General features: G+C 58.8%; 12 protein-coding genes. 6 read left to right on the top strand and 6 right to left on the bottom strand.

Features of this window, described 5'->3' with window-relative positions; translation table 11 throughout:
* Position 1: 1 nt before the first annotated feature.
* Complete coding sequence (locus tag LVY75_09850; GenBank protein ID XAZ23553.1) at positions 2-784, bottom strand: response regulator transcription factor; 783 nt, start codon at positions 782-784, stop codon at positions 2-4.
* Between the two features lie 875 nt (positions 785-1659).
* Between LVY75_09850 and LVY75_09845 the strand changes: the two genes are divergently transcribed.
* The 6 genes from LVY75_09845 (at position 1660) to LVY75_09820 (ending at position 10862) form a co-directional block, all read left to right on the top strand.
* Positions 1660-2667 carry an MSCRAMM family adhesin SdrC gene (locus LVY75_09845; GenBank protein XAZ23552.1) on the top strand — a complete coding sequence of 336 codons (1008 nt, stop codon included), beginning with the start codon at positions 1660-1662 and terminating at the stop codon, positions 2665-2667.
* 137 nt (positions 2668-2804) lie between these two features.
* The gene (locus LVY75_09840; protein XAZ23551.1) at positions 2805-4865 is read left to right on the top strand and encodes a hypothetical protein; all 2061 of its coding nucleotides are present in this window, start codon (positions 2805-2807) and stop codon (positions 4863-4865) included.
* Positions 4866-4887: 22 nt separating this feature from the next.
* On the top strand, positions 4888-7155 hold the full coding sequence (locus LVY75_09835) for a type I secretion system permease/ATPase (GenBank protein ID XAZ23550.1): 2268 nt from the start codon (positions 4888-4890) through the stop codon (positions 7153-7155).
* A gap of 5 nt (positions 7156-7160) precedes the next feature.
* Positions 7161-8510: an HlyD family type I secretion periplasmic adaptor subunit gene (locus LVY75_09830; GenBank protein XAZ23549.1), complete on the top strand. Its 1350-nt coding sequence runs from the start codon at positions 7161-7163 to the stop codon at positions 8508-8510.
* 80 nt (positions 8511-8590) lie between these two features.
* Positions 8591-9079: a hypothetical protein gene (locus LVY75_09825; GenBank protein ID XAZ23548.1), complete on the top strand. Its 489-nt coding sequence runs from the start codon at positions 8591-8593 to the stop codon at positions 9077-9079.
* 136 nt (positions 9080-9215) lie between these two features.
* Positions 9216-10862: a GNAT family N-acetyltransferase gene (locus LVY75_09820; GenBank protein XAZ23547.1), complete on the top strand. Its 1647-nt coding sequence runs from the start codon at positions 9216-9218 to the stop codon at positions 10860-10862.
* A 52-nt stretch (positions 10863-10914) separates the two neighbouring features.
* Here LVY75_09820 and LVY75_09815 read toward each other — a convergent pair whose 3' ends face one another.
* The 5 genes from LVY75_09815 to LVY75_09795 form a co-directional block, all read right to left on the bottom strand.
* The gene (locus tag LVY75_09815; GenBank protein ID XAZ23546.1) at positions 10915-11691 is read right to left on the bottom strand and encodes an anti-sigma factor; all 777 of its coding nucleotides are present in this window, start codon (positions 11689-11691) and stop codon (positions 10915-10917) included.
* Positions 11688-12215 (bottom strand): RNA polymerase sigma factor, encoded by a 528-nt coding sequence (locus LVY75_09810; protein XAZ23545.1) that lies wholly within the window; start codon positions 12213-12215, stop codon positions 11688-11690. The genes LVY75_09815 and LVY75_09810 overlap by 4 nt, the downstream gene beginning before the upstream one ends.
* 62 nt (positions 12216-12277) lie before the next feature.
* Positions 12278-13735: a YncE family protein gene (locus tag LVY75_09805; protein XAZ23544.1), complete on the bottom strand. Its 1458-nt coding sequence runs from the start codon at positions 13733-13735 to the stop codon at positions 12278-12280.
* A 12-nt stretch (positions 13736-13747) separates the two neighbouring features.
* Positions 13748-14233 (bottom strand): DUF305 domain-containing protein, encoded by a 486-nt coding sequence (locus tag LVY75_09800; GenBank protein ID XAZ23543.1) that lies wholly within the window; start codon positions 14231-14233, stop codon positions 13748-13750.
* 691 nt (positions 14234-14924) lie between these two features.
* Entirely contained in the window at positions 14925-16091 is a 1167-nt protein-coding gene (locus tag LVY75_09795; protein XAZ23542.1) for a calcium-binding protein, read from the bottom strand.
* Positions 16092-20122: the final 4031 nt, after the last annotated feature.

Here is a 20122-nt window from a genome sequence, read left to right as displayed (position 1 = left end):
CCTAGTGTGGCCATCTGCCGGAGAGATCGCCGTTGTCCGAGGTATCGTTGAAGAACCGCGAGGCCGCTTCCGTGCGATTTCTCACATTCATCTTCTTATAGATATTGCGGACGTGGACCTTCACCGTATTTTCGGACAGGTGAAGCTTGTCGGCGATGATCTTGTTCTGCGTCCCCTTGCAGATGAGGTCGAGAATCTGGACCTCGCGAGTGGTCAGAGCCGCCATGCTGCTGCGACGAAGCTTCAGCGCATTGGCGCGTGCTGCGTCGACAGACTTCGTCTGATACAGCGAGGGCTCGAGCTGCGCCGTAGCACGGTTTGAAAGTCGGCCCAGAAGCGCGGATGGAAAATGTTCGCCGCCCTTCATCAGCAGATCGATTGCCGCCATGAAGACGTCCAGGCGCAGATTGAGCGGCAGGACGCCGTCGACGACGCGGGCCTCGACCAGCCGACTGATATAGGGCTCCATCATATCGATGGCTTCGACGACAAGACCGATGGATGCGTCCGGACGGTTTTCACGAACGATCTGCAGCGCATCGTGCAACTCGGCGCCGGCGACATGATAGAACAGAACAAGCCGCATATCGTGAATATCCTTTTCGGATATGGACTGCGCGCTCGATACGCTTACGACATCGAAATTCGGGAATTTCTTTGCCAGTGCTTCAACCATGCACTCGGAGAACAAGTCTGCCTTGGCGATTACCAGGACTGTTTCTCCATTCGGGCTCAGTCTTCTTGCCTGATCCGAATCTCCTACTTCCGACCCAACCATGAACATATACGCCTCCCCTAGCGCTACACTATACTAAAACTCGGAGCATCTACTCCCATTGGCGCGGTGGCGGGTATTACATGCCGACGAACATTGCCCCTAGGCATGCGGCCGCCTTATCTTTTAGGCATTTCTTAATTATGGTAATATGGATTTCAAAGGAAAGAAATGGCCCAAATGGGTTAGTTGTCACGAAGTTATATTTATTTTTTGCCACTTTATGGTTGCATTTCAGACAAGAAACATACTAGCGGGCGGTATTTCGACTAGATCACGGTATAAAGCAGCATGTATTAGTTCGAGACATACAAAAGCAAAGCGGTAATGGGCAGACGATATTTCAAAATAAGACGGAGAACCTTCCGAGCTTAACTTCACGATATCATAATCCGTCGACTCCCCCGGATTCCGAGGTAGAGGACGCGGTCCCCAAATCTTACAGAGCTTTCTTCGATGCCTGCGATCCGGCCCTGACTTAAGCGGATTATCGAGCTGGGCCTCCGATGTCTTAGCCCGAATTGGTATCTATCGGGGGCCTGCTTTTTCCATCAATCTGTGACTGTCGCTGAAAGTGGCGACGTGAAAATCGAGTATCAGCATGTGTTTTTGATACTTGGTCTTCTTTCGAGGGAACTCAAAAAGAAGTTCGAATGCCTTGCTCGCGCTCATATCGAGTCCGGGACTGGATTAGTGCGTCTTTGTACTGAGTAAGCACGATCCCAATACAGAATTTGGTCAACAAATCACGATGAGGCTGCAGATGAAAAGGTACCGTGTCCATCTGCCGACATTAACGTATTGGAGCAAGCGCGAGCAAAGATCCCATTTGAGATGAGAGGGACTTCGAAAGCTGCTCCAGTTTTTTTCTGGAGGAAACCGAAATGCCTTATGACCCCAAGCCCGGGCCGGGCTCTGATGACGACACCGTCAAGGTGGGCGCCTTGGCCGATGGCCTTTCCAGCGCTATAAATTCAACAGAAATCGATGACAATTCAACTGGTTACGTCGGTGGCATCGCCAATGGTGACAATCGCAACAACACCGACAACAGCACGGACGTTGATGTCAAGGCAAACGTCGATCTCGATGTGAAGACCGACAACGGCGACAACCGCGACAACGACTACGACTGGAGCTACAAGTCGGACGACGACACGAACATCAAGACGACCAACATCAACGATAACGACACGACGACGACCACAAAATCGGACTACGACTGGAGCTATGACGCCAAGTCGTACAGTGACGACGACGTCGACATCAAGACGATCACCGACAACGACACGACCACCAAGACGGACACGGATATCGACACCGACATCAAGACGATTACGGATACCGATACCAAGACGACCACCGATAGCCACAATACCAGCGACAGCTTCAACAAAACGGACACAGACTTCGCCGTTATTGATGATGTCAAGGACTTCGGGAACCTCGGCGTAGCCGGCCACGACCTCACCTTCGACATCGGGGATGACTTCTCCTTCACCCTCAACATCGACAATATCCTCAACGGCTCGCTCTCCGGCGAAGGCGCCGATTCCGTCTTCAGCACTGTCCAAGCCAACCATCTCGCAGACCAGGATAAGGCCTGGAACATCACGATGGAGAATGGCGGCGCTCAGAACCACCTGAGTGCGAATGCCGGCACGGCGAACGGTGCTGACGGCATGGATATGGACAGCAAGGGCTGGGACCTCAAGGCGGGTGACGACGTCGCAGGTAATTCCACGGCAGATGCTTCGGCAATTCTTGCCAATTCGGGCTTCCATATGGAGCTCGTTCAGGGCGCGAACATGCTCAGCAACGCAGTGGACTCCAGCGTCATCGGCGGTAACTCGCATGTTTCCGATGTCGGCGAAGATTCCAGCGGACACTGACCTCCAAGACCAAGAAAAGACTGCACCGGCTTCCGCCGGTGCAGTTTGAATGCTTGCGTGCGAATTGACGAACAGCGCGGCTCCAGCAGAAGGGGATCGCATGGCCGGTCGTTTCTTCGAAAGGGAGGGCCAAGGCAATGCAAATCGAGAAATTCTCAGAAATTATCGCCCATTTCATCGGCATATTCGAAACGACGACCGAAGAAATGAGACTGCGTGCAGAGCTGACCGCGGGCACGGGTCCTGTTGAAAATGAGCCCACGCTCGACGACCTCGTCGCCAACACTCCCGCCTTCGCTTCCGATCTCATGCTCAAAGACTACGATCCCGACGTCGACTACAGAAGCGTCAGTTATGAGATCGTCTATGGTGGGGCCCGCCGCTTCGGCCGCCCCTTCGAGGAAAGCATCGAAAAGCTCTCCGAGATTGCGCACCGCGATGTGTCGTCGTTGCCTCGGTTCGGCAGTCCGCAGGACATCAATGTCGAGGACGACGAACAGCTGCAGGTTTTCAATGGCCCCGGATCGGTGATCGGATACGCTACGCAGGTCAACGTCCTCTTTGACGACGACTATCTCGATATGACGGATGGCTACCATGCCCCCCGCGACACCAGCTTCGTCACCGAACGGCTGGCAGAGTTCAATGACCAAACCGAAATATTCACTCCCTTTGCCAGTCTGCAACGGACCGACACTTTCGAAGGTGTCAAACATATCGCCAACGATATGGAATCCTACATTCAGGTGGTGAAGGATTCCGGCCAGACATCGCTCGGAACGAACGAACCGCCGGCAGACAATCCAAACGACCAGGCGCATGATTTCGTCCTGGCGGGGTCCGAGATCACCGGAACCCACATGAACGGCAAGCTTGTTTCAGAAATACCGGCGCTGGACGATCTGCTGCCGGACCGTGGCCTTGCCAAACTGCCGGAAGATCCCGACGAAACCCAGACCTCGGTCGAGCAGCATGACCCGGCTTCAAGCAGCCTGGAGGTCACTGCCGGCGCAAACCTCGTCGCAAATATAGCCTCCGTCATCAATACCGCGGTAATCTCTTCCGTGACGGCCATCATGGGCGACTATCACCAGATCGATGCCATCACGCAGGTTTACGCCTACAGCAACGATGACGATATCGCCTCGATGTTCCACTCCTCGGCCGATGCTGCCGATGACGCCGGTGTCACGGCCTACAATATAGCCAGCTTTGAACGCAGCACGTATCAATCGCCCCAACCGGAGACGACCGTCGATGCACATGGCGACCCCATCTTTCCGATGGCCTGGCGGGTCAGCATCGTCAACGGCGACGTATCCTTCGTAAACTGGATCGAGCAGTATCATTTCGTCAGCGATAACGACACGATGACCGTCACGACGAGCGGCTCGCAAACGACCGTTCTGACCGGCGGCAATACGACACTGAATTTCTCGTCGTCCTTCCAGATGGGCCTGCAATACGATCTGGTGATCGTCGGCGGCAGTGTCTACGACATCAATAGCATCACGCAGATTTCACTTCTCTACGACAACGATTGGGTTCGCGCCGAGGACGGCGCGGACGGCAATGCCACCGTTCAGTCCGGCAACAATCTCATCTGGAACTTTGCAGCGATCCACAATGTCGGGGCCAACGACCGGTTCGAGACCATGCCCGACTATATGCATCAGGCAGAGAAGGGAATTCTGGAGCGCGATCCGTCAATGCCTGAGGGCTTGTCCACCGATCTCAATTTCCAGGGCTATGTCGGCCTGAATGTTCTCTACATTACCGGCAATCTCTTCGACATGACCATCATCAAACAGGTCGCCGTGCTCGGAGATTCCGACGACGTGACCCAGGCAGCAGGCGAGCTCCTTAAGAATAACCAGGACGCCGTGATCACGATCGATACGGGCAGCAATACCGTCGCCAATATCGCTCAAATCGTCGACTATGACAGCTTCGGCAATACTACTTACGTTGCCGGCCAGCTCTATTCCGATGCCATTCTCATCCAAGGCGGGATCATAGAACACGATGCCACTGCGCCCGAGGCGGCAGGCGCAAAGCTTGCCAATGAAGTCATTGCCTTTCTCGATGACGATGGTCCCCATGGCACGGACAGTGGCGATGGCATCATCAACGGCGGCCATGACCTTTCATGGTCGTCCGCCCACCCCTCAGATGTAATGCAAGTCGTGGTCGCGTGACCTGGTATTGGGAGAGACCACGATGAACCAGATCTCAAAACAGATTTTTGCCAATGGCAGCGCGCTGGATCTGCGTGGCGACAAGCCGTCCCCCACAGCGGCGGATCCTCAGGATTTCATGACGCAGGCCTGCGTTTCGGCAATCGATGATGCGGTGGATCATCTTCGCCAACTGACACACACGGCGCCCTCCCATCCAGATGAAGCCGGCACTGTCGCCGAAGAGAAAGTGAACGAAGTGCAAGCGATGCCTATCGTACGATCTGAAAGGCAGCTTTCCGGTCATGATGTTCCCGCCGTCGATACCGTAGAACCAGAAATAAAGCCGCAGTCCGGCGAAGAACTGCGAACAATGCCCGATATCGAGGCACGGCGGGCGCCTGGTGACGCCGACGAGATGAAGGCCAAGCCGGATATTCCCTTTGCCAAGACGATCGACGGCAACACCGGTCCGCTGAAGGAAAATGAGCGCCGCCCGCGGACTGGGGACGGTGGCGGTGGCGGCAAGGAACCGGATCTCGGTGGCGGTGGCGGCGGTGGCGGCGGCGGAAACAGCGGCTTCCACAAGCGCAGCGAGCCGGTGAATTTCGCCTTGAGCCTTGCGCGAGGTATCGCGGTCATCAGGCGCAACCTCGCCATCGTGATGGTCTTCACGGTCGCGATCAACGTGCTCCTGCTGGCGATCCCACTCTACCTCTTCCAGATTTCGGACCGCGTCCTGACCAGCCGTTCGATCGACACATTGGTGATGCTTTCGATCGTGGTGGTGGGCGCGGTCCTCATACAGGCTTTCCTGGATTCTGTCCGCCGCTTCATCCTGATGCGGACCGCTGTGGAACTGGAGGTCCAGCTGGGCGCCCCGATCCTCAGCGCGGCGGCTCGCGCCTCGCTGCATGGAAGCGGCAAGGATTACCAGATCCTGCAGGATCTTCAGCTTCTGCGAAGCTTCCTGACGTCAGGCACGCTGATCGCCTTCCTTGATGCGCCGTTGATGCCGCTCTTCGTGATCGTTGTCTACCTGGTGCATCCGCATCTCGGCATCATCATCATGGTCTGCTGCGCGGTCCTGTTCCTGATCGCCTTCCTGAACCAGAAGCTTACGGCCAAGCAGTTCGCCGAATCCAACAGCTATCTCAGCCGCGCGAACTTTCATCTCGATTCCATGTCGCGCAATTCGCAGATCATCAATGCGCTCGCCATGATTCCGGAGGCAGTGAAGATGTGGGGCCGGGAAACGGCCGGCTCGCTGAAATCCCATGTGCAGGCGCAGGACCGCAACATCGTCTTCACCGGCGTTTCCAAGGCTTGCCGCATGATCACGCAGGTTGGGCTTCTTGGCTGGGGCGCCCATCTGTCGCTATCGGGCGAACTGACCGGCGGCATGGTCATCGCAGCTTCGATCATTTCCGGTCGCGCGCTGGCGCCGATCGAAGGGGCAATCGAAGGCTGGCATCAGTTCAACCGCTCCGCCGCCGCCTATGGCCGCATCAAGAACCTGCTGCTCACCTCGCCGCTCAACTTCCCGCGCCTGCGACTTCCCAATCCGGAAGGGCGGCTGGACGTTGAGCGAGTCCTCTTCGTCCCTCCACCTCAGAAGAAGGTGATCCTGAACGGCATCTCCTTCTCGCTGAAGAAGGGTGAATCGCTGGCAATCATCGGCAATTCCGGTTCCGGCAAGACGACGCTCGGAAAGATGCTGGTAGGCTCAATCCTGCCGACCTCGGGCAATGTCCGCCTCGACCTCATGGATTTGCGCAACTGGGACCAGCGGCAGTTCGGCGAAAGCATCGGCTACCTGCCGCAGGATGTGCAGCTGTTTCCTGGGACGATCAAGGCAAATATCTGCCGGATGCGTGACGACGTCGAAGACCGGCAGATCTACGAGGCAGCTGTCCTGGCCGACGTGCACGAGCTGATCGCCGGTTTCCCGCAGGGTTACGAAACCGTCGTCGCCGCCGACGGCGCGCCGCTTTCGGGCGGCCAGAAGCAGCGCATCGCACTGGCCCGCGCCTTCTTCGGCGACCCCAAATTCGTCGTCCTCGACGAACCCAATTCCAACCTTGACACGCAGGGCGAAGCCGCTCTGGCAAAGGCGCTGATCCACGCCAAGAAACAGGGGATCACGACCGTCACGATCACGCAGCGCCCGGCGCTGCTGCAATGCGTGGACAAGATCATGGTCCTCAAGGACGGCACGGTCGCCATGTTCGGCGAACGTACCGAAGTGCTGCAGGCAATCTCAAAGGGCAATGGCCGCAACGGCCAGCAGCCCCCGCGTATCGAAGGGTGACGGCCATGGGAAAGAAGAAACAGGAAACGGCCGGCCCAGCGCAGCTCGAGTGGTACGGCGACGTGCCGCGGTCGATCCGTCTGCACAGCTTCGTTGGCCTAACGGTGCTTTTCGCTTCGTTTGGCGGTTTCGGATATTGGGCCGCAACCGCGCCGCTTGCCTCTGCAATCATTGCCCAGGGCAGTTTCGTTGCGACCGGCAACAACAAGGTTGTCCAGCACCTTGAAGGCGGCATCATCAAGGAAATGATGGTTGGCGAAGGCGCAACCGTCAAGGAAGGCGACGTACTGCTGACGCTCGACCAGACAGCCGCCCTGACCAACGAACGCATGTTGAACTTGAGGCGTCTGCGCCTGGAGGCGGTTGTGGCGCGGTTGAGGGCGGAAGCACAGGGAACAAATGAATTCAAGGCTCCCGAGATCGTCATGGCAGAGGCCAGCGATCCAGACGTCAATGCGATTATCCAGAGCCAGAACGTGGTCTTTCACAGCAAGCGGGTCAAACTCGAAGAACAGCTGAACCTCATCGAGAAGAACATCAAGTCGCTGGAATATCGCTTCGATGGCTACAAGGGACAGCGCGAATCCTTCGAGCGGCAGCTGTCATTGCTGTCGGACGAGCGGGACTCCAAGGCGCGACTCGTCAAGGTCGGCTATATGCGCAAGACCGATCTACTGGCCATAGAGCGCGCCATTGCCGATGCGATGGGCGATATTTCGCGCCTGAATGGTGAGCTGAACGAGAGCGAGGCAGAAATCGCCAAATTCCGCCAGGAGGCAGTCATTGCGGTCAATTCCAACAAGCAGGCGGCACTCGATGCGCTGGAGACGGCCGAATCCGATCTCGACAGCGTTCGCGAACAGGCTCGGGAAGCAACCGGCGTCCTGGAGCGTACGGTCATCCGCTCGCCTGTGACAGGTACGGTCGTACGCTCCTATTACCACACTGCCGGCGGTGTTATCACCACCGGAAAACCGATCATGGAGATTCTGCCGGCCCATGTGCCGCTGATCCTGGAGGCGCAGGTATTGCGTACCTCCATCGATCAGCTTCACGAGGGCCAGACGGCGGCGATCCGCCTCACTGCCCTCAACAGACGCACGACGCCGGTCCTGGAAGGAAAGGTCTTCTATGTTTCGGCAGATTCGGTCGAGGAAAATTCCGGCTTGTCCGTCAAGGACGTGTACATCGTGCGTGTGCAAATTCCCGACTCTGAAATTGCCCGCATTCACAATTTCCACCCGGTTCCCGGCATGCCGGCCGAAGTGCTGATCCAGACCTCGGAGCGTACCTTCTTCGAATATCTGAGCAAGCCAGTTGCCGATAGCATGTCGCGCGCGTTCAAGGAGCGCTAAACACAGAAATGGCCGAAGCACTCAACGAAATGATCTGATATAATCCATGTATCATCAACGTTGAGCCGAGGGAGTTCAGCATGACGGCCATGTCCGATGTGTTATTAAGGGTTGGCCGGCTAAACTATGTTTGGACGAATACAGAAAGCCTGCTGATCTATATTATCGCCCATCTTCTCAACGTGGAGAAGGAAGCTGCAGTGGTTGTCTTTCTGACACTCAACACGACGCGCGCGCGCATCGATCTCGTCGAGCGTCTCGCAAAGCTTCCTTCGACTCCGGCTGCGGACCGCAAGGCCGTTCTTTCGGCCATGTCGCGCCTGAAGAAGGAATCGAAGATGCGCAACAAATACAATCACTGCATCTATTCCTTCGATGAGAAGGGCGAAATTTCCAGCACGCAACTCATGCGCCTGGTGGAGGACGACAAGGAAATCCGCTACGGAAAGATCGAGCAGATGAATGACCGGGAAATAGAGCTTCTTGAGAAATCGATTGCTGAGATCGTCAATATCAGCAAGGCGCTTTGGACCTTCATCCACGCAAGTCCGCGGATCGTGGCGCTCTGATATTGTTGTCTGAAAACAATCGCTTCGGGCTAATCCGATTTCGTCTCAAGGAATCACCCGGACGGTTTATTTGAAGATCGATGTTTCTCACTAGACTGGATTCTCCCGAATTACGTATGGGGTATTGGGAGGGGGCATGCGCATCGATATCATTGATACGGTAGCCGGCTTCGATGCCGTACGCGATAACTGGGATCAGGTTTATCGGGACGATCCGGACGCCCAACATTTCCTCTCCTGGACATGGCTCAAAGACTTTCTTGCGCACCGTGGCCGTTGGTTTGTCCTGGCGCTGCGCGAGCGGCAGCGGGATGCTCGCTATGTTGCCTTTTTGCCGCTCAGGTTGCTGACCAAACTCGATGAGCAGAGCGGGCTTTTCTATGACGAAATCGTCATGGGCGGAAATTATTCGGCCGACTATACCGGCCTCCTTGTCATGCCCGGCTACGAGCAAAAAGCCATTGACGGCTTTGCGGCCTACCTCAAACAGCAGAACTGGACGCATCTTCGGCTAGAACATTTCAGCGGGCCGGCGGAACGCCGGGAGAAGATGATCACGGCGCTGCAGGGGCCGCTCGTCATGTTTCGTGATAATGCCCCGACCAGCAAAGACAATATCGACAATACGATCTGCCCGGTCGTCTTTTTGCCTGAGAGCTGGGACGATTATCTGGAGCAGAAGATGAGCAGTCAGACGCGCCAGAAGCTGCGTCGCTTCCTGCGCAAGCTCGATAGCGACGAGGGCTACCGGATCACCATGGCGACGCCCGACACCATCGATCGGGACCTTGGCATTCTCTTCGATTTCTGGCGCACACGGTGGACGGAGCGCAAAGGAGCGGAGCGAACGGAGCGGCTCATCAATTCCACCCGCGAAATGCTGATGGACTGCTTCAGGAGCGGCACGCTCGACGTCCCGGTCTTCTGGTTCGGTGAACAGCCGCTCGGCGTCCTCGCCAACATCATCGACCGCCCGAAAAAGACGATCCTCTTCTATATCACCGGTCGTGACGAGAACTGGAGGACGCCATCTCCCGGTCTGGTGCTGCATGGCTATTGCATCCGCCGGGCCATCGAGGACGGCTTCCGTTTCTATGATTTCCTGCGCGGAAACGAAGCTTACAAGTATGCCTTCGGCGCTGACGAGCGACGGATCAGTTATACGCTCTTCAGGACCCGCAACGGACACAATCTCGGCGGCGTCCTGCATCCGCGCAGCGTCAACTATGCCTACCAGCAGGCGCTCGAAATGTATCAAAAGGGCGAAAAGGGAAGGGCCGAGATTATCTTCTCCCAGGTTCTGCAATCCTCGCCGGGCCATGTGGGCGCCGAATTCGGGATTGCCAACCTGCTCTTCGACCGGGGGAAGCTGACCGAAGCCCTTGCTGCCTACCAGTCGCTGCTGGAGCGCACCGCCGAGCCGCTGCCGATCGCGCTTCGCCTTGGAGATACGCAACTGGCGCTGAAGCTCTATGAGGATGCGGTCGTGACCTTCCGTCGCGTCGGCGAGCAGGCACCCCATGTGGTACAGGCCCGCTATAAGGAGGGTATCGCGCTCATCGCAGCTCGCCATCTCCCACAAGCCGAGACAGTCCTCGCGGCGATCCAGGATATCCATACCGACGATCCGGCAGCCATTCCCTATACCCAGCTTGCTTCCGTCGCGCTCGAGCGCCTACGCCAGCATAATGCGGCACTGGCAGCCGACGAGCAGGTCCCACAAGGTATGATGGGACTGCCGCGAAAACGCGGCGGCGAAAAACGCCGCCCTCGTATGCACTAAAATCCTTGGCAAGCATGTCGCTCAAAGCCGCAACGCTTCGGGCCTGCAGAGTTCAGGCACCCATCTCGGTCTGGTGCCTGATATCATCAGCGAGCGGATGCAAGACATCGGCCGGCAGGGTGCCGACGAGGCTGTAGCCCATGCCGCCGGATGCCCAGCTCCAGCCTTCAACATTTCCCTCAGCATGCGGCGCCATGGGCTTGTTCTGATCGGCGAGCATGGGCCGCGTCAGCACGACGAGACGCGTTCCCCGATCATCGTCATACATCAGCATCAATCCGGCACCATGCGACGTCGAGATCATCCTGCCACCCATCAGGCGATAGCCCGATCCGGAGAGATTCGGCACTACCGGCTTGCGGCCCATGCGCTCCGTCGCCCAGTCGACGAGTTCGGCCATATTGTCGGCACGAAGCTCGACCGGCCTTATCCTGTCGGGCGCGTAAGTGGCGAAGCTGTCGGCTGCTTCATCAGCCAGCGCCACTATGCCTTCGCCTGGATGCCGATACATTCCATGCAGCATCCAGCCCCCTGAACCGCCTGCGACGAGAAGAACGACCGCGGCAGCCGCCATACGCCACAAGGGCAGCCGGCCCGGCTTGCGCGATTCCAGCAGATGGCTGAGGTTCAGCCGGCTCGGGATCGGTTCTTCGGCGACGGCGCTGAGCGCAGTCCGCAAATCGAGCCGCTGCCTGCCGTAACTATCGATTCGCGCGGCGATATCAGGATGGGTTTCAAGATAGGCGCAAACCTCGGCTTCACGTGCCTCATCCAGCGCACCGTCCACAAATCCGTGGAGATCATCCTCGGTGATCGGTTTTACGCTCATTTTATTCTCCGAAGATGGGCTGCTGCCCCCTGTGTTGCCTGCCCAGGGTTCTCCAACATCTGCCTTAGCCGCTCACGGGCGCGCGACAGACGCGACATGACGGTGCCGATCGGGATGGCCAGGACCTCGGCTGCCTGCGAATAGGACAGATCCTCAACCGATACCAGCAGCAACACGCTGCGCTGCTCTTCGGGAAGCAGCTCCAGCGCCTGAAGGATATCGCGGCTCATCAGGCTGTCTTCCTGTGTCGGCTGTCGGGCAAAAGCACTTTCATCCACCTTCTCAATGGGCAAATGTTCGCCACGGCGTGCGTTCTGCTTCAACCAGTTGACGGCAAGATTATGAAGGATGGCGAATACCCAGGTGCGCGGATCGTCGTTTCGGCGATGATGCCAATGAGCAATGACCCGCTCCAGGCAATCCTGAACGAGATCGTCGGCTGCCGTTCCATCTTTCAACAATCCGCGGGCATAGCGGCGGAGCGCCGGTATGATCGGTTCGACAAGCTGCAAAATATCACTCATGAGAGGCTTACCTTCAGGAGCTTTCGCCCGCCACCCTATCACAGGCGGCGGGCGAGAGGGATTTACTTCGCTTCGACCTGGACGACTTCGGCTGGCCCCTTATCCCCCGAGGCAGTGATGACGAGATAGCGGCGCTCAGCCTTCTCGCTGCTCTGGACGATCTGCCGGATGGGGCCAACGGCATTGACGATCGCCGAACCAGCCGGGTTTGTCATGAATGAAGCCAAGGGTTGAAGATCACCAGAACCGTCAGCCCGCGTGGAGAGTGCGAGGATGTAAGGTTTCTTGGGCTGCAGGCCGGTCACGGATGCCTGCAGCACCTGTGACAGACCTTGGTCGAAAAGAGAAACACTCGTTGGTGCAACCTCGCCCTGGCTTGCCTTCGGTGCGTGCAGGGCAAGATGCGCCACCTGGCCCGCGATGCCAAGCGGCTGGAGATTCTGCATGCCATCGCCCTCAGGGACTGCATCGGGGACATAGTTGACAGCCTGCGGCGCCTGGCCGATCGGTATCGTCGCGATGACCTTGTTTGTCAGTGTGTCGATTGCTGCAAGCGCATCGGCATTTTCGAGACCCACATAGACGCGCGTACCATCGCCGGATGGCCAGACGCCGTGCGGAAGATTGCCGACAGGAATTGTCGCGACCTGTTGGAAGTTATCCGTGCGATAGACCTTCACCTGATTGAGTCCGCCGACCGAGACATAGGCAAAGTCGCCATTGGCATTGTGAACGATGTTGACGTGATTGGTGATCGGCCCGGTATCGAGCGTCTTTATGAGATCAAAGGGTGCTTCGGCGTTGAAGACCTGCGTCTTGCCGGTATCCTTCAGGGTAAACCAGACCTGCTTGCCATCAGGCGTTGCCGCAATATTGGGGCAGAAAGGGCTTTCCTGCTTGATGTGGCCGACGATCTGGTGATCGGCGACGGAAACGACTACGGTTTCAGGGTTGAACGAGGAGCAGATATAACCGTACTTGCCGTCCGGCGAGAAGATCTGCATGCCCGGACCAGCCGGCACCTTGATCTGCATCTTCTCCTCATAAGTATGCGCATCGATGACGGAGATGTAATCCTCTCCGCGAACGGTGACCCAAACTTCGTTGCCGTCGGGTGTAAAGAATGCCTCATGCGGCGAGCGGCCCACATAGGTGGTGTGCTTTACCGTATTCGTGGCCGTGTCGATGAAAGTCACCGAATTCGAGCCGATCGAAACGACAGCCAGCGTTTTGTGGTCCGGCGAAAAACCCATGCCATGGACCAGGACCTGCCCCCGATAGAGCGGGCTCAGATTGCCGGGCTGCGGATCGCCGAGACGGATGACGCCGAGCAGTTTGTTTGTGGATGGATCAGTAACTGAAACCGTATTGGAGAACTGTTCGGCAGCATAGACGCGATCCCTGCTGCTGACCGGGATATCCGGATCGGAGACCGCGCCCGGCGCCTGGCCGGCGAAGCTCACTGAGGGCGCCAGCATCGTGCCGGCGAGAAGGCTGAGGGCGAGAAGGCTAGACTTCATGACAGGGTCCTTTCAGTTGCCCATTTTCATATTCGGATCCATAGCCGGCATCATCGACATGCCGGCGCCGGAGGGAACGGGAGTTTGCGGGGGAATTTGAGTTGGCGCCGGATCCGAAGGCGGAAGAGGATCACCGAGAGCCAGTCGCATCGCAGCAATTTCCTGCTGCTGATCGACGATGATTTCCTGGGCAATGCGCTTGAGCTGCTCATTGCTGCCGTAGCGCAGATAGGTCTGCGCCATATCGATCGCCCCTTGATGATGAGGGATCATCATCTCCACAAAATCCCTGTTGACGTCGCCCGTCGGTCTCACCGCCATGTCGTTCATCATCTTCGCCATGGCGGCGTCATTTTCCGACAGAAACGGGGCCTCTTCCGTAACCGCGGAGGTGGCATGTTGATGCGATGCAGGGTCGTCGGCAAAGGCAGAAGCGGACAGTATCACGAAGATCGGCGCTGCCAGCGGAAGGAATCCTTTTCGGGGAAAGACGTTCATGCGGGCTCCTTTTTCATGCAGAGCGGTTTCATGAACGTAGACAACAGCACTGTTGTTTTATTCCGATTGGTCTGGATATTTTTCCGCGAGCAGAAGGCCCTTGTTTGTGGCTGGCCGAGCGCCTCGCTTCGTCCTGACGGTGAGGGAAGAGAGCGCCGCGGGAATGCACGGCCATTCCGCGCCGTTACCTTTTCCGACTCGGAAGAGGCCGAAGACGCCGAGCATCAGGCTCGCGACGAACTTCAGGCTGTTTTCCGGACCGTCAACAGGGGCTTGTGGATGAATATGCCGATATTGAGAACCAGGACGCCAGGCTCCGAGGCTGGCGTAGCTCAGCATCCCAAGTGGCCCAGTAGCGATGACGACGAAGACCATCGGTCCGATGACTACCGCTCGCAGCTTTGTCGGAATGCGTCTATCACAGGCTTGAGCGGCGTATGGCCACGGCTGGGCCGGACGCGCGCAACGGAACCGGGTGCGTCTCGCTCCACAGACGTTCGTGTTTTGCGCGCGGAGCAGGGCTGCCCAGGGAACTCCAATCGAGACGTTTTTGCCGACCGTCACGCGAACCGATTGTGACAACCTTTGTTCCAGGTTTCGTAAACTTCCTTGTCGTCATCCAATCCCTTCAGCTGCGGCAGAACTTCAGCCCCTCTCTTCTGGAGGGCCTGCCGGGGAGATCGAGCGAAGCTCACACAAATTGGAAATCCGCCGACTGCAGGCTCGACACGGCCACGTTCTTCAGCGTGATGGTGTTGTCAGCATCGGCTGTGATGATCGTGTCGTTGCCTGACAGGGTCGATACGGCGAGCAGCGATGCCCAGTCGGCAAAGATCGTGTGATCGATCCTGATCGTATCATGTGCCCCGCCAGCCACCTCGAAATACATGATCGTGTCGTGCCCCCAATTCGGCTCGTAGACGAAAAAGTCCGCGGCCATTCCACCGATAAGGACGTCGTCTCCGGCGCCACCTGTCAGCGTATTCGACCCGAAGGCATTGCCCACAATCCGATTATCGAGTGCATTGCCTGTTCCGACAAAGGCTTCCCAGCCGTCGGCACCCGAGCTCAAGTTTTCGATGTTTTCTCCCAACGTATAGTTGGCGAGGGACGTTTGCACCTGGTCGATCCCTTCACCGGCATTTTCGATGACGGCGTCTCCGGCGCTGTCGACGATGTAATAGTCGTTGCCCTTGCCGCCGATCAGCGTATCGCTACCGTCTCCGCCATTCAGCGTGTCGTTGCCGGCACCCCCGGTGATCGTATTGGAGAGCGCATTGCCGATACCAGTAAAGTCGCCGGTGCCGGTGTAGGTGAGGTTTTCGACATTGGCAACAAGTGCCAGGCGGTCGAGCCCGGTCTTCACCGTGTCGGTGCCTGCACTTGCATCTTCAGTCACCACGTCACCGGCGACATCCACGATGTAGGTGTCGTTGCCGGCGCCGCCGATCAGCGTATCCTCACCGGCTCCCCCGTTGAGCGTGTCGTCACCGTCGCCACCCGACAGCCGGTCGGCCGCAGCTCCCCCGGTGATCGTGTTGGCAAGGCTGTTGCCTGTTCCGGTGAAGGCTGCCGACCCGGTGTAGGTCAGGTTCTCGATATTGTCGGCAAGCGTATAGGCCGACGACCCAGCCTTGACCGTATCGATGCCCGCATCGACACTTTCGGTGACGACGTCACCGGCATTGTCAACGATGTAGGTGTCGTTACCGGCGCCGCCGATCAGCGTGTCGGCACCTGCTCCGCCGTTCAGTGTGTCGGCGCCTGCACCGCCGGTGATCACGTTCGCCGCAGCATTGCCGGTGCCGGTGAAGGCTGCCGACCCGGTGTAGGTCAGGTTCTCGATATTGTCGGGCAAGCGTATAGGCCGCAAGCGCGGTCTTGACCGTATCGGTGCCCGCACCTGCTGCCTCCGTGACAACGTCGCCCACGACATCCACTATATAGGTGTCATCGCCGACGCCACCAATCAGCGTGTCGGCACCCGCCCCACCGTCCAGCACGTCGTTGCCGGCACCGCCGGTGATCGTGTTGGCCAAGGCATTGCCGGTCCCGGCAAAATTGCCGCTGCCGGTGAAGGTCAGGTTCTCGACATTGGCAATGTTGGTCAGCGCATAGGCAGCAAGCGCCGTCTTGACCAGATCCGTGCCTTCGTTGGCGGCTTCGGTCACGACGTCACCGGCGACATCCACGATGTAGGTGTCGTTGCCCGCACCACCAATCAGCGTATCGGCGCCCGCCTTGCCGTCCAGCGTGTCGGCACCTGCCGCACCCCTGATCGTGTTGGCAAGATCGTTGCCCGTTCCGGTGAAGGCCACTGTGCCCGTATAGGTCAGGTTCTCGACATTGTCGGCAAGCGTATAGGCAGAAAGCCCGGTCTTCACCGTGTCGGTGCCTGCATTTGCAGCCTCGGTGACCACGTCACCCGCGACATCCACGATATAGGTGTCGTCACCGGCTCCGCCGATAAGCGTGTCGGCGCCTGCTCCGCCGTTCAGCGTGTCGTTGCCGACACCCCCGGTGATCACATTCGCCGCAGCATTGCCGGTGCCGGTGAAGGCCGCCGACCCGGTGTAGGTCAGGTTCTCGATATTGGCGAGGGCAGCAATCGAATAGGCAGCAAGCGACGTCCGGATCTCGTCCGTGCCCGCACCTGCTGCCTCCGTGACCACGTCGCTTGCGACATCCACGATATAGGTGTCATTACCGGCTCCGCCGACCAGCGTGTCGGCTCCCGCCCCACCGTCCAGCACGTCGTTGCCGGCCCCGCCGGTGATCGTGTTGGCCAAGGCATTGCCGGTCCCGGCAAAATTGCCGCTGCCGGTAAAGGTCAGGTTCTCGACATTGGCAATGTTGGTCAGCGCATAGGCAGCAAGCGCCGTCTTGACCAGATCCGTGCCTTCGTTGGCGGCTTCGGTCACGACGTCACCGGCGACATCCACGATGTAGGTGTCGTTGCCCGCACCACCAATCAGCGTATCGGCGCCCGCCTTGCCGTCCAGCGTATCGGCGCCTGCCGCGCCCCTGATCGTGTTGGCAAGGCTGTTGCCCGTTCCGGCAAAGGCAACCGTGCCCGTATAGGTCAGGTTCTCGACATTGTCGGCAAGCGTATAGGCAGAAAGCGCGGTCCTGACCGTGTCGATTCCAGCGTCCGCATCTTCAGTCACCACGTCACCCGCGACATCCACGATGTAGGTGTCGTTGCCGGCGCCGCCGATCAGCGTATCCGCACCGGCTCCGCCGTTCAGCGTGTCGTCACCGTCGCCACCCGACAGCCGGTCGGCCGCAGCCCCTCCGGTGATCGTGTTGGCAAGATCGTTGCCCGTTCCGGTGAAGGCCACTGTGCCCGTATAGGTCAGGTTCTCGACATTGTCGGCAAGCGTATAGGCCGCCGACCCAGCCTTGACCGTATCGATCCCCGCATCGACACTTTCGGTGACGACGTCACCGGCATTGTCAACGATGTAGGTGTCGTTACCGGCGCCGCCGATCAGCGTATCCGCACCGGCTCCGCCGTTCAGCGTGTCGTTGCCGACACCGCCAGTGATCACGTTCGCCGCAGCATTGCCGGTGCCGGTGAAGGCCGCCGACCCGGTGTAGGTCAGGTTCTCGATATTGGCGAGGGCAGCAATCGAATAGGCAGCAAGCGACGTCCGGATCTCGTCCGTGCCCGCACCTGCTGCTTCCGTGACCACGTCGCCCACGACATCCACTATATAGGTGTCATCGCCGACGCCACCAATCAGCGTGTCGGCTCCCGCCCCACCGTCCAGCACGTCGTTGCCGGCACCGCCGGTGATCGTGTTGGCCAAGGCATTGCCGGTCCCGGCAAAATTGCCGCTGCCGGTGAAGGTCAGGTTCTCGACATTGGCAATGTTGGTCAGCGCATAGGCAGCAAGCGCCGTCTTGACCAGATCCGTGCCTTCGTTGGCGGCTTCGGTCACGACGTCACCGGCGACATCCACGATGTAGGTGTCGTTGCCCGCACCACCAATCAGCGTATCGGCGCCCGCCTTGCCGTCCAGCGTGTCGGCACCTGCCGCACCCCTGATCGTGTTGGCAAGATCGTTGCCCGTTCCGGTGAAGGCCACTGTGCCCGTATAGGTCAGGTTCTCGACATTGTCGGCAAGCGTATAGGCAGAAAGCCCGGTCTTCACCGTGTCGGTGCCTGCATTTGCAGCCTCGGTGACCACGTCACCCGCGACATCCACGATATAGGTGTCGTCACCGGCTCCGCCGATAAGCGTGTCGGCGCCTGCTCCGCCGTTCAGCGTGTCGTTGCCGACACCCCCGGTGATCACATTCGCCGCAGCATTGCCGGTGCCGGTGAAGGCCGCCGACCCGGTGTAGGTCAGGTTCTCGATATTGGCGAGGGCAGCAATCGAATAGGCAGCAAGCGACGTCCGGATCTCGTCCGTGCCCGCACCTGCTGCCTCCGTGACCACGTCGCTTGCGACATCCACGATATAGGTGTCATTACCGGCTCCGCCGACCAGCGTGTCGGCTCCCGCCCCACCGTCCAGCACGTCGTTGCCGGCCCCGCCGGTGATCGTGTTGGCCAAGGCATTGCCGGTCCCGGCAAAATTGCCGCTGCCGGTAAAGGTCAGGTTCTCGACATTGGCAATGTTGGTCAGCGCATAGGCAGCAAGCGCCGTCTTGACCAGATCCGTGCCTTCGTTGGCGGCTTCGGTCACGACGTCACCGGCGACATCCACGATGTAGGTGTCGTTGCCCGCACCACCAATCAGCGTATCGGCGCCCGCCTTGCCGTCCAGCGTATCGGCGCCTGCCGCGCCCCTGATCGTGTTGGCAAGGCTGTTGCCCGTTCCGGCAAAGGCAACCGTGCCCGTATAGGTCAGGTTCTCGACATTGTCGGCAAGCGTATAGGCAGAAAGCGCGGTCCTGACCGTGTCGATTCCAGCGTCCGCATCTTCAGTCACCACGTCACCCGCGACATCCACGATGTAGGTGTCGTTGCCGGCGCCGCCGATCAGCGTATCCGCACCGGCTCCGCCGTTCAGCGTGTCGTCACCGTCGCCACCCGACAGCCGGTCGGCCGCAGCCCCTCCGGTGATCGTGTTGGCAAGATCGTTGCCCGTTCCGGTGAAGGCCACTGTGCCCGTATAGGTCAGGTTCTCGACATTGTCGGCAAGCGTATAGGCCGCCGACCCAGCCTTGACCGTATCGATCCCCGCATCGACACTTTCGGTGACGACGTCACCGGCATTGTCAACGATGTAGGTGTCGTTACCGGCGCCGCCGATCAGCGTATCCGCACCGGCTCCGCCGTTCAGCGTGTCGTTGCCGACACCGCCAGTGATCACGTTCGCCGCAGCATTGCCGGTGCCGGTGAAGGCCGCCGACCCGGTGTAGGTCAGGTTCTCGATATTGGCGAGGGCAGCAATCGAATAGGCAGCAAGCGACGTCCGGATCTCGTCCGTGCCCGCACCTGCTGCTTCCGTGACCACGTCGCCCACGACATCCACTATATAGGTGTCATCGCCGACGCCACCAATCAGCGTGTCGGCTCCCGCCCCACCGTCCAGCACGTCGTTGCCGGCACCGCCGGTCAGCTTATCGGCGGCCGCTCCGCCCTTGATGATATTGTCCAGCTCATTGCCGGTACCGGTGAAGACGGCTGACCCGGTATAGGTCAGGTTCTCCACATTGGCACCCAGCGTGTAGGCCGCCAGGCCCGTCTTTACGGTATCGATACCCTCGCCGACATTCTCGATGACGATATCACCGGTGCCGATGATATAGGTGTCATCGCCTGCCGCACCCTTCAGCGTGTCGATCCCTGCCCCGCCCGTCAGGATATTGTTCAGCGCATTGCCGATGCCGGTGAAAGTCGTCGTGCCGGAGACGGTCAGGTTCTCGACATTGCTG

The organism is Sinorhizobium sp. B11 (assembly GCA_039725955.1).
GTDB lineage: Bacteria > Pseudomonadota > Alphaproteobacteria > Rhizobiales > Rhizobiaceae > Rhizobium.
The sequence above is the reverse complement of the archived record's forward strand: the minus strand, read 5'-3'. Positions and strand labels throughout refer to the sequence as shown.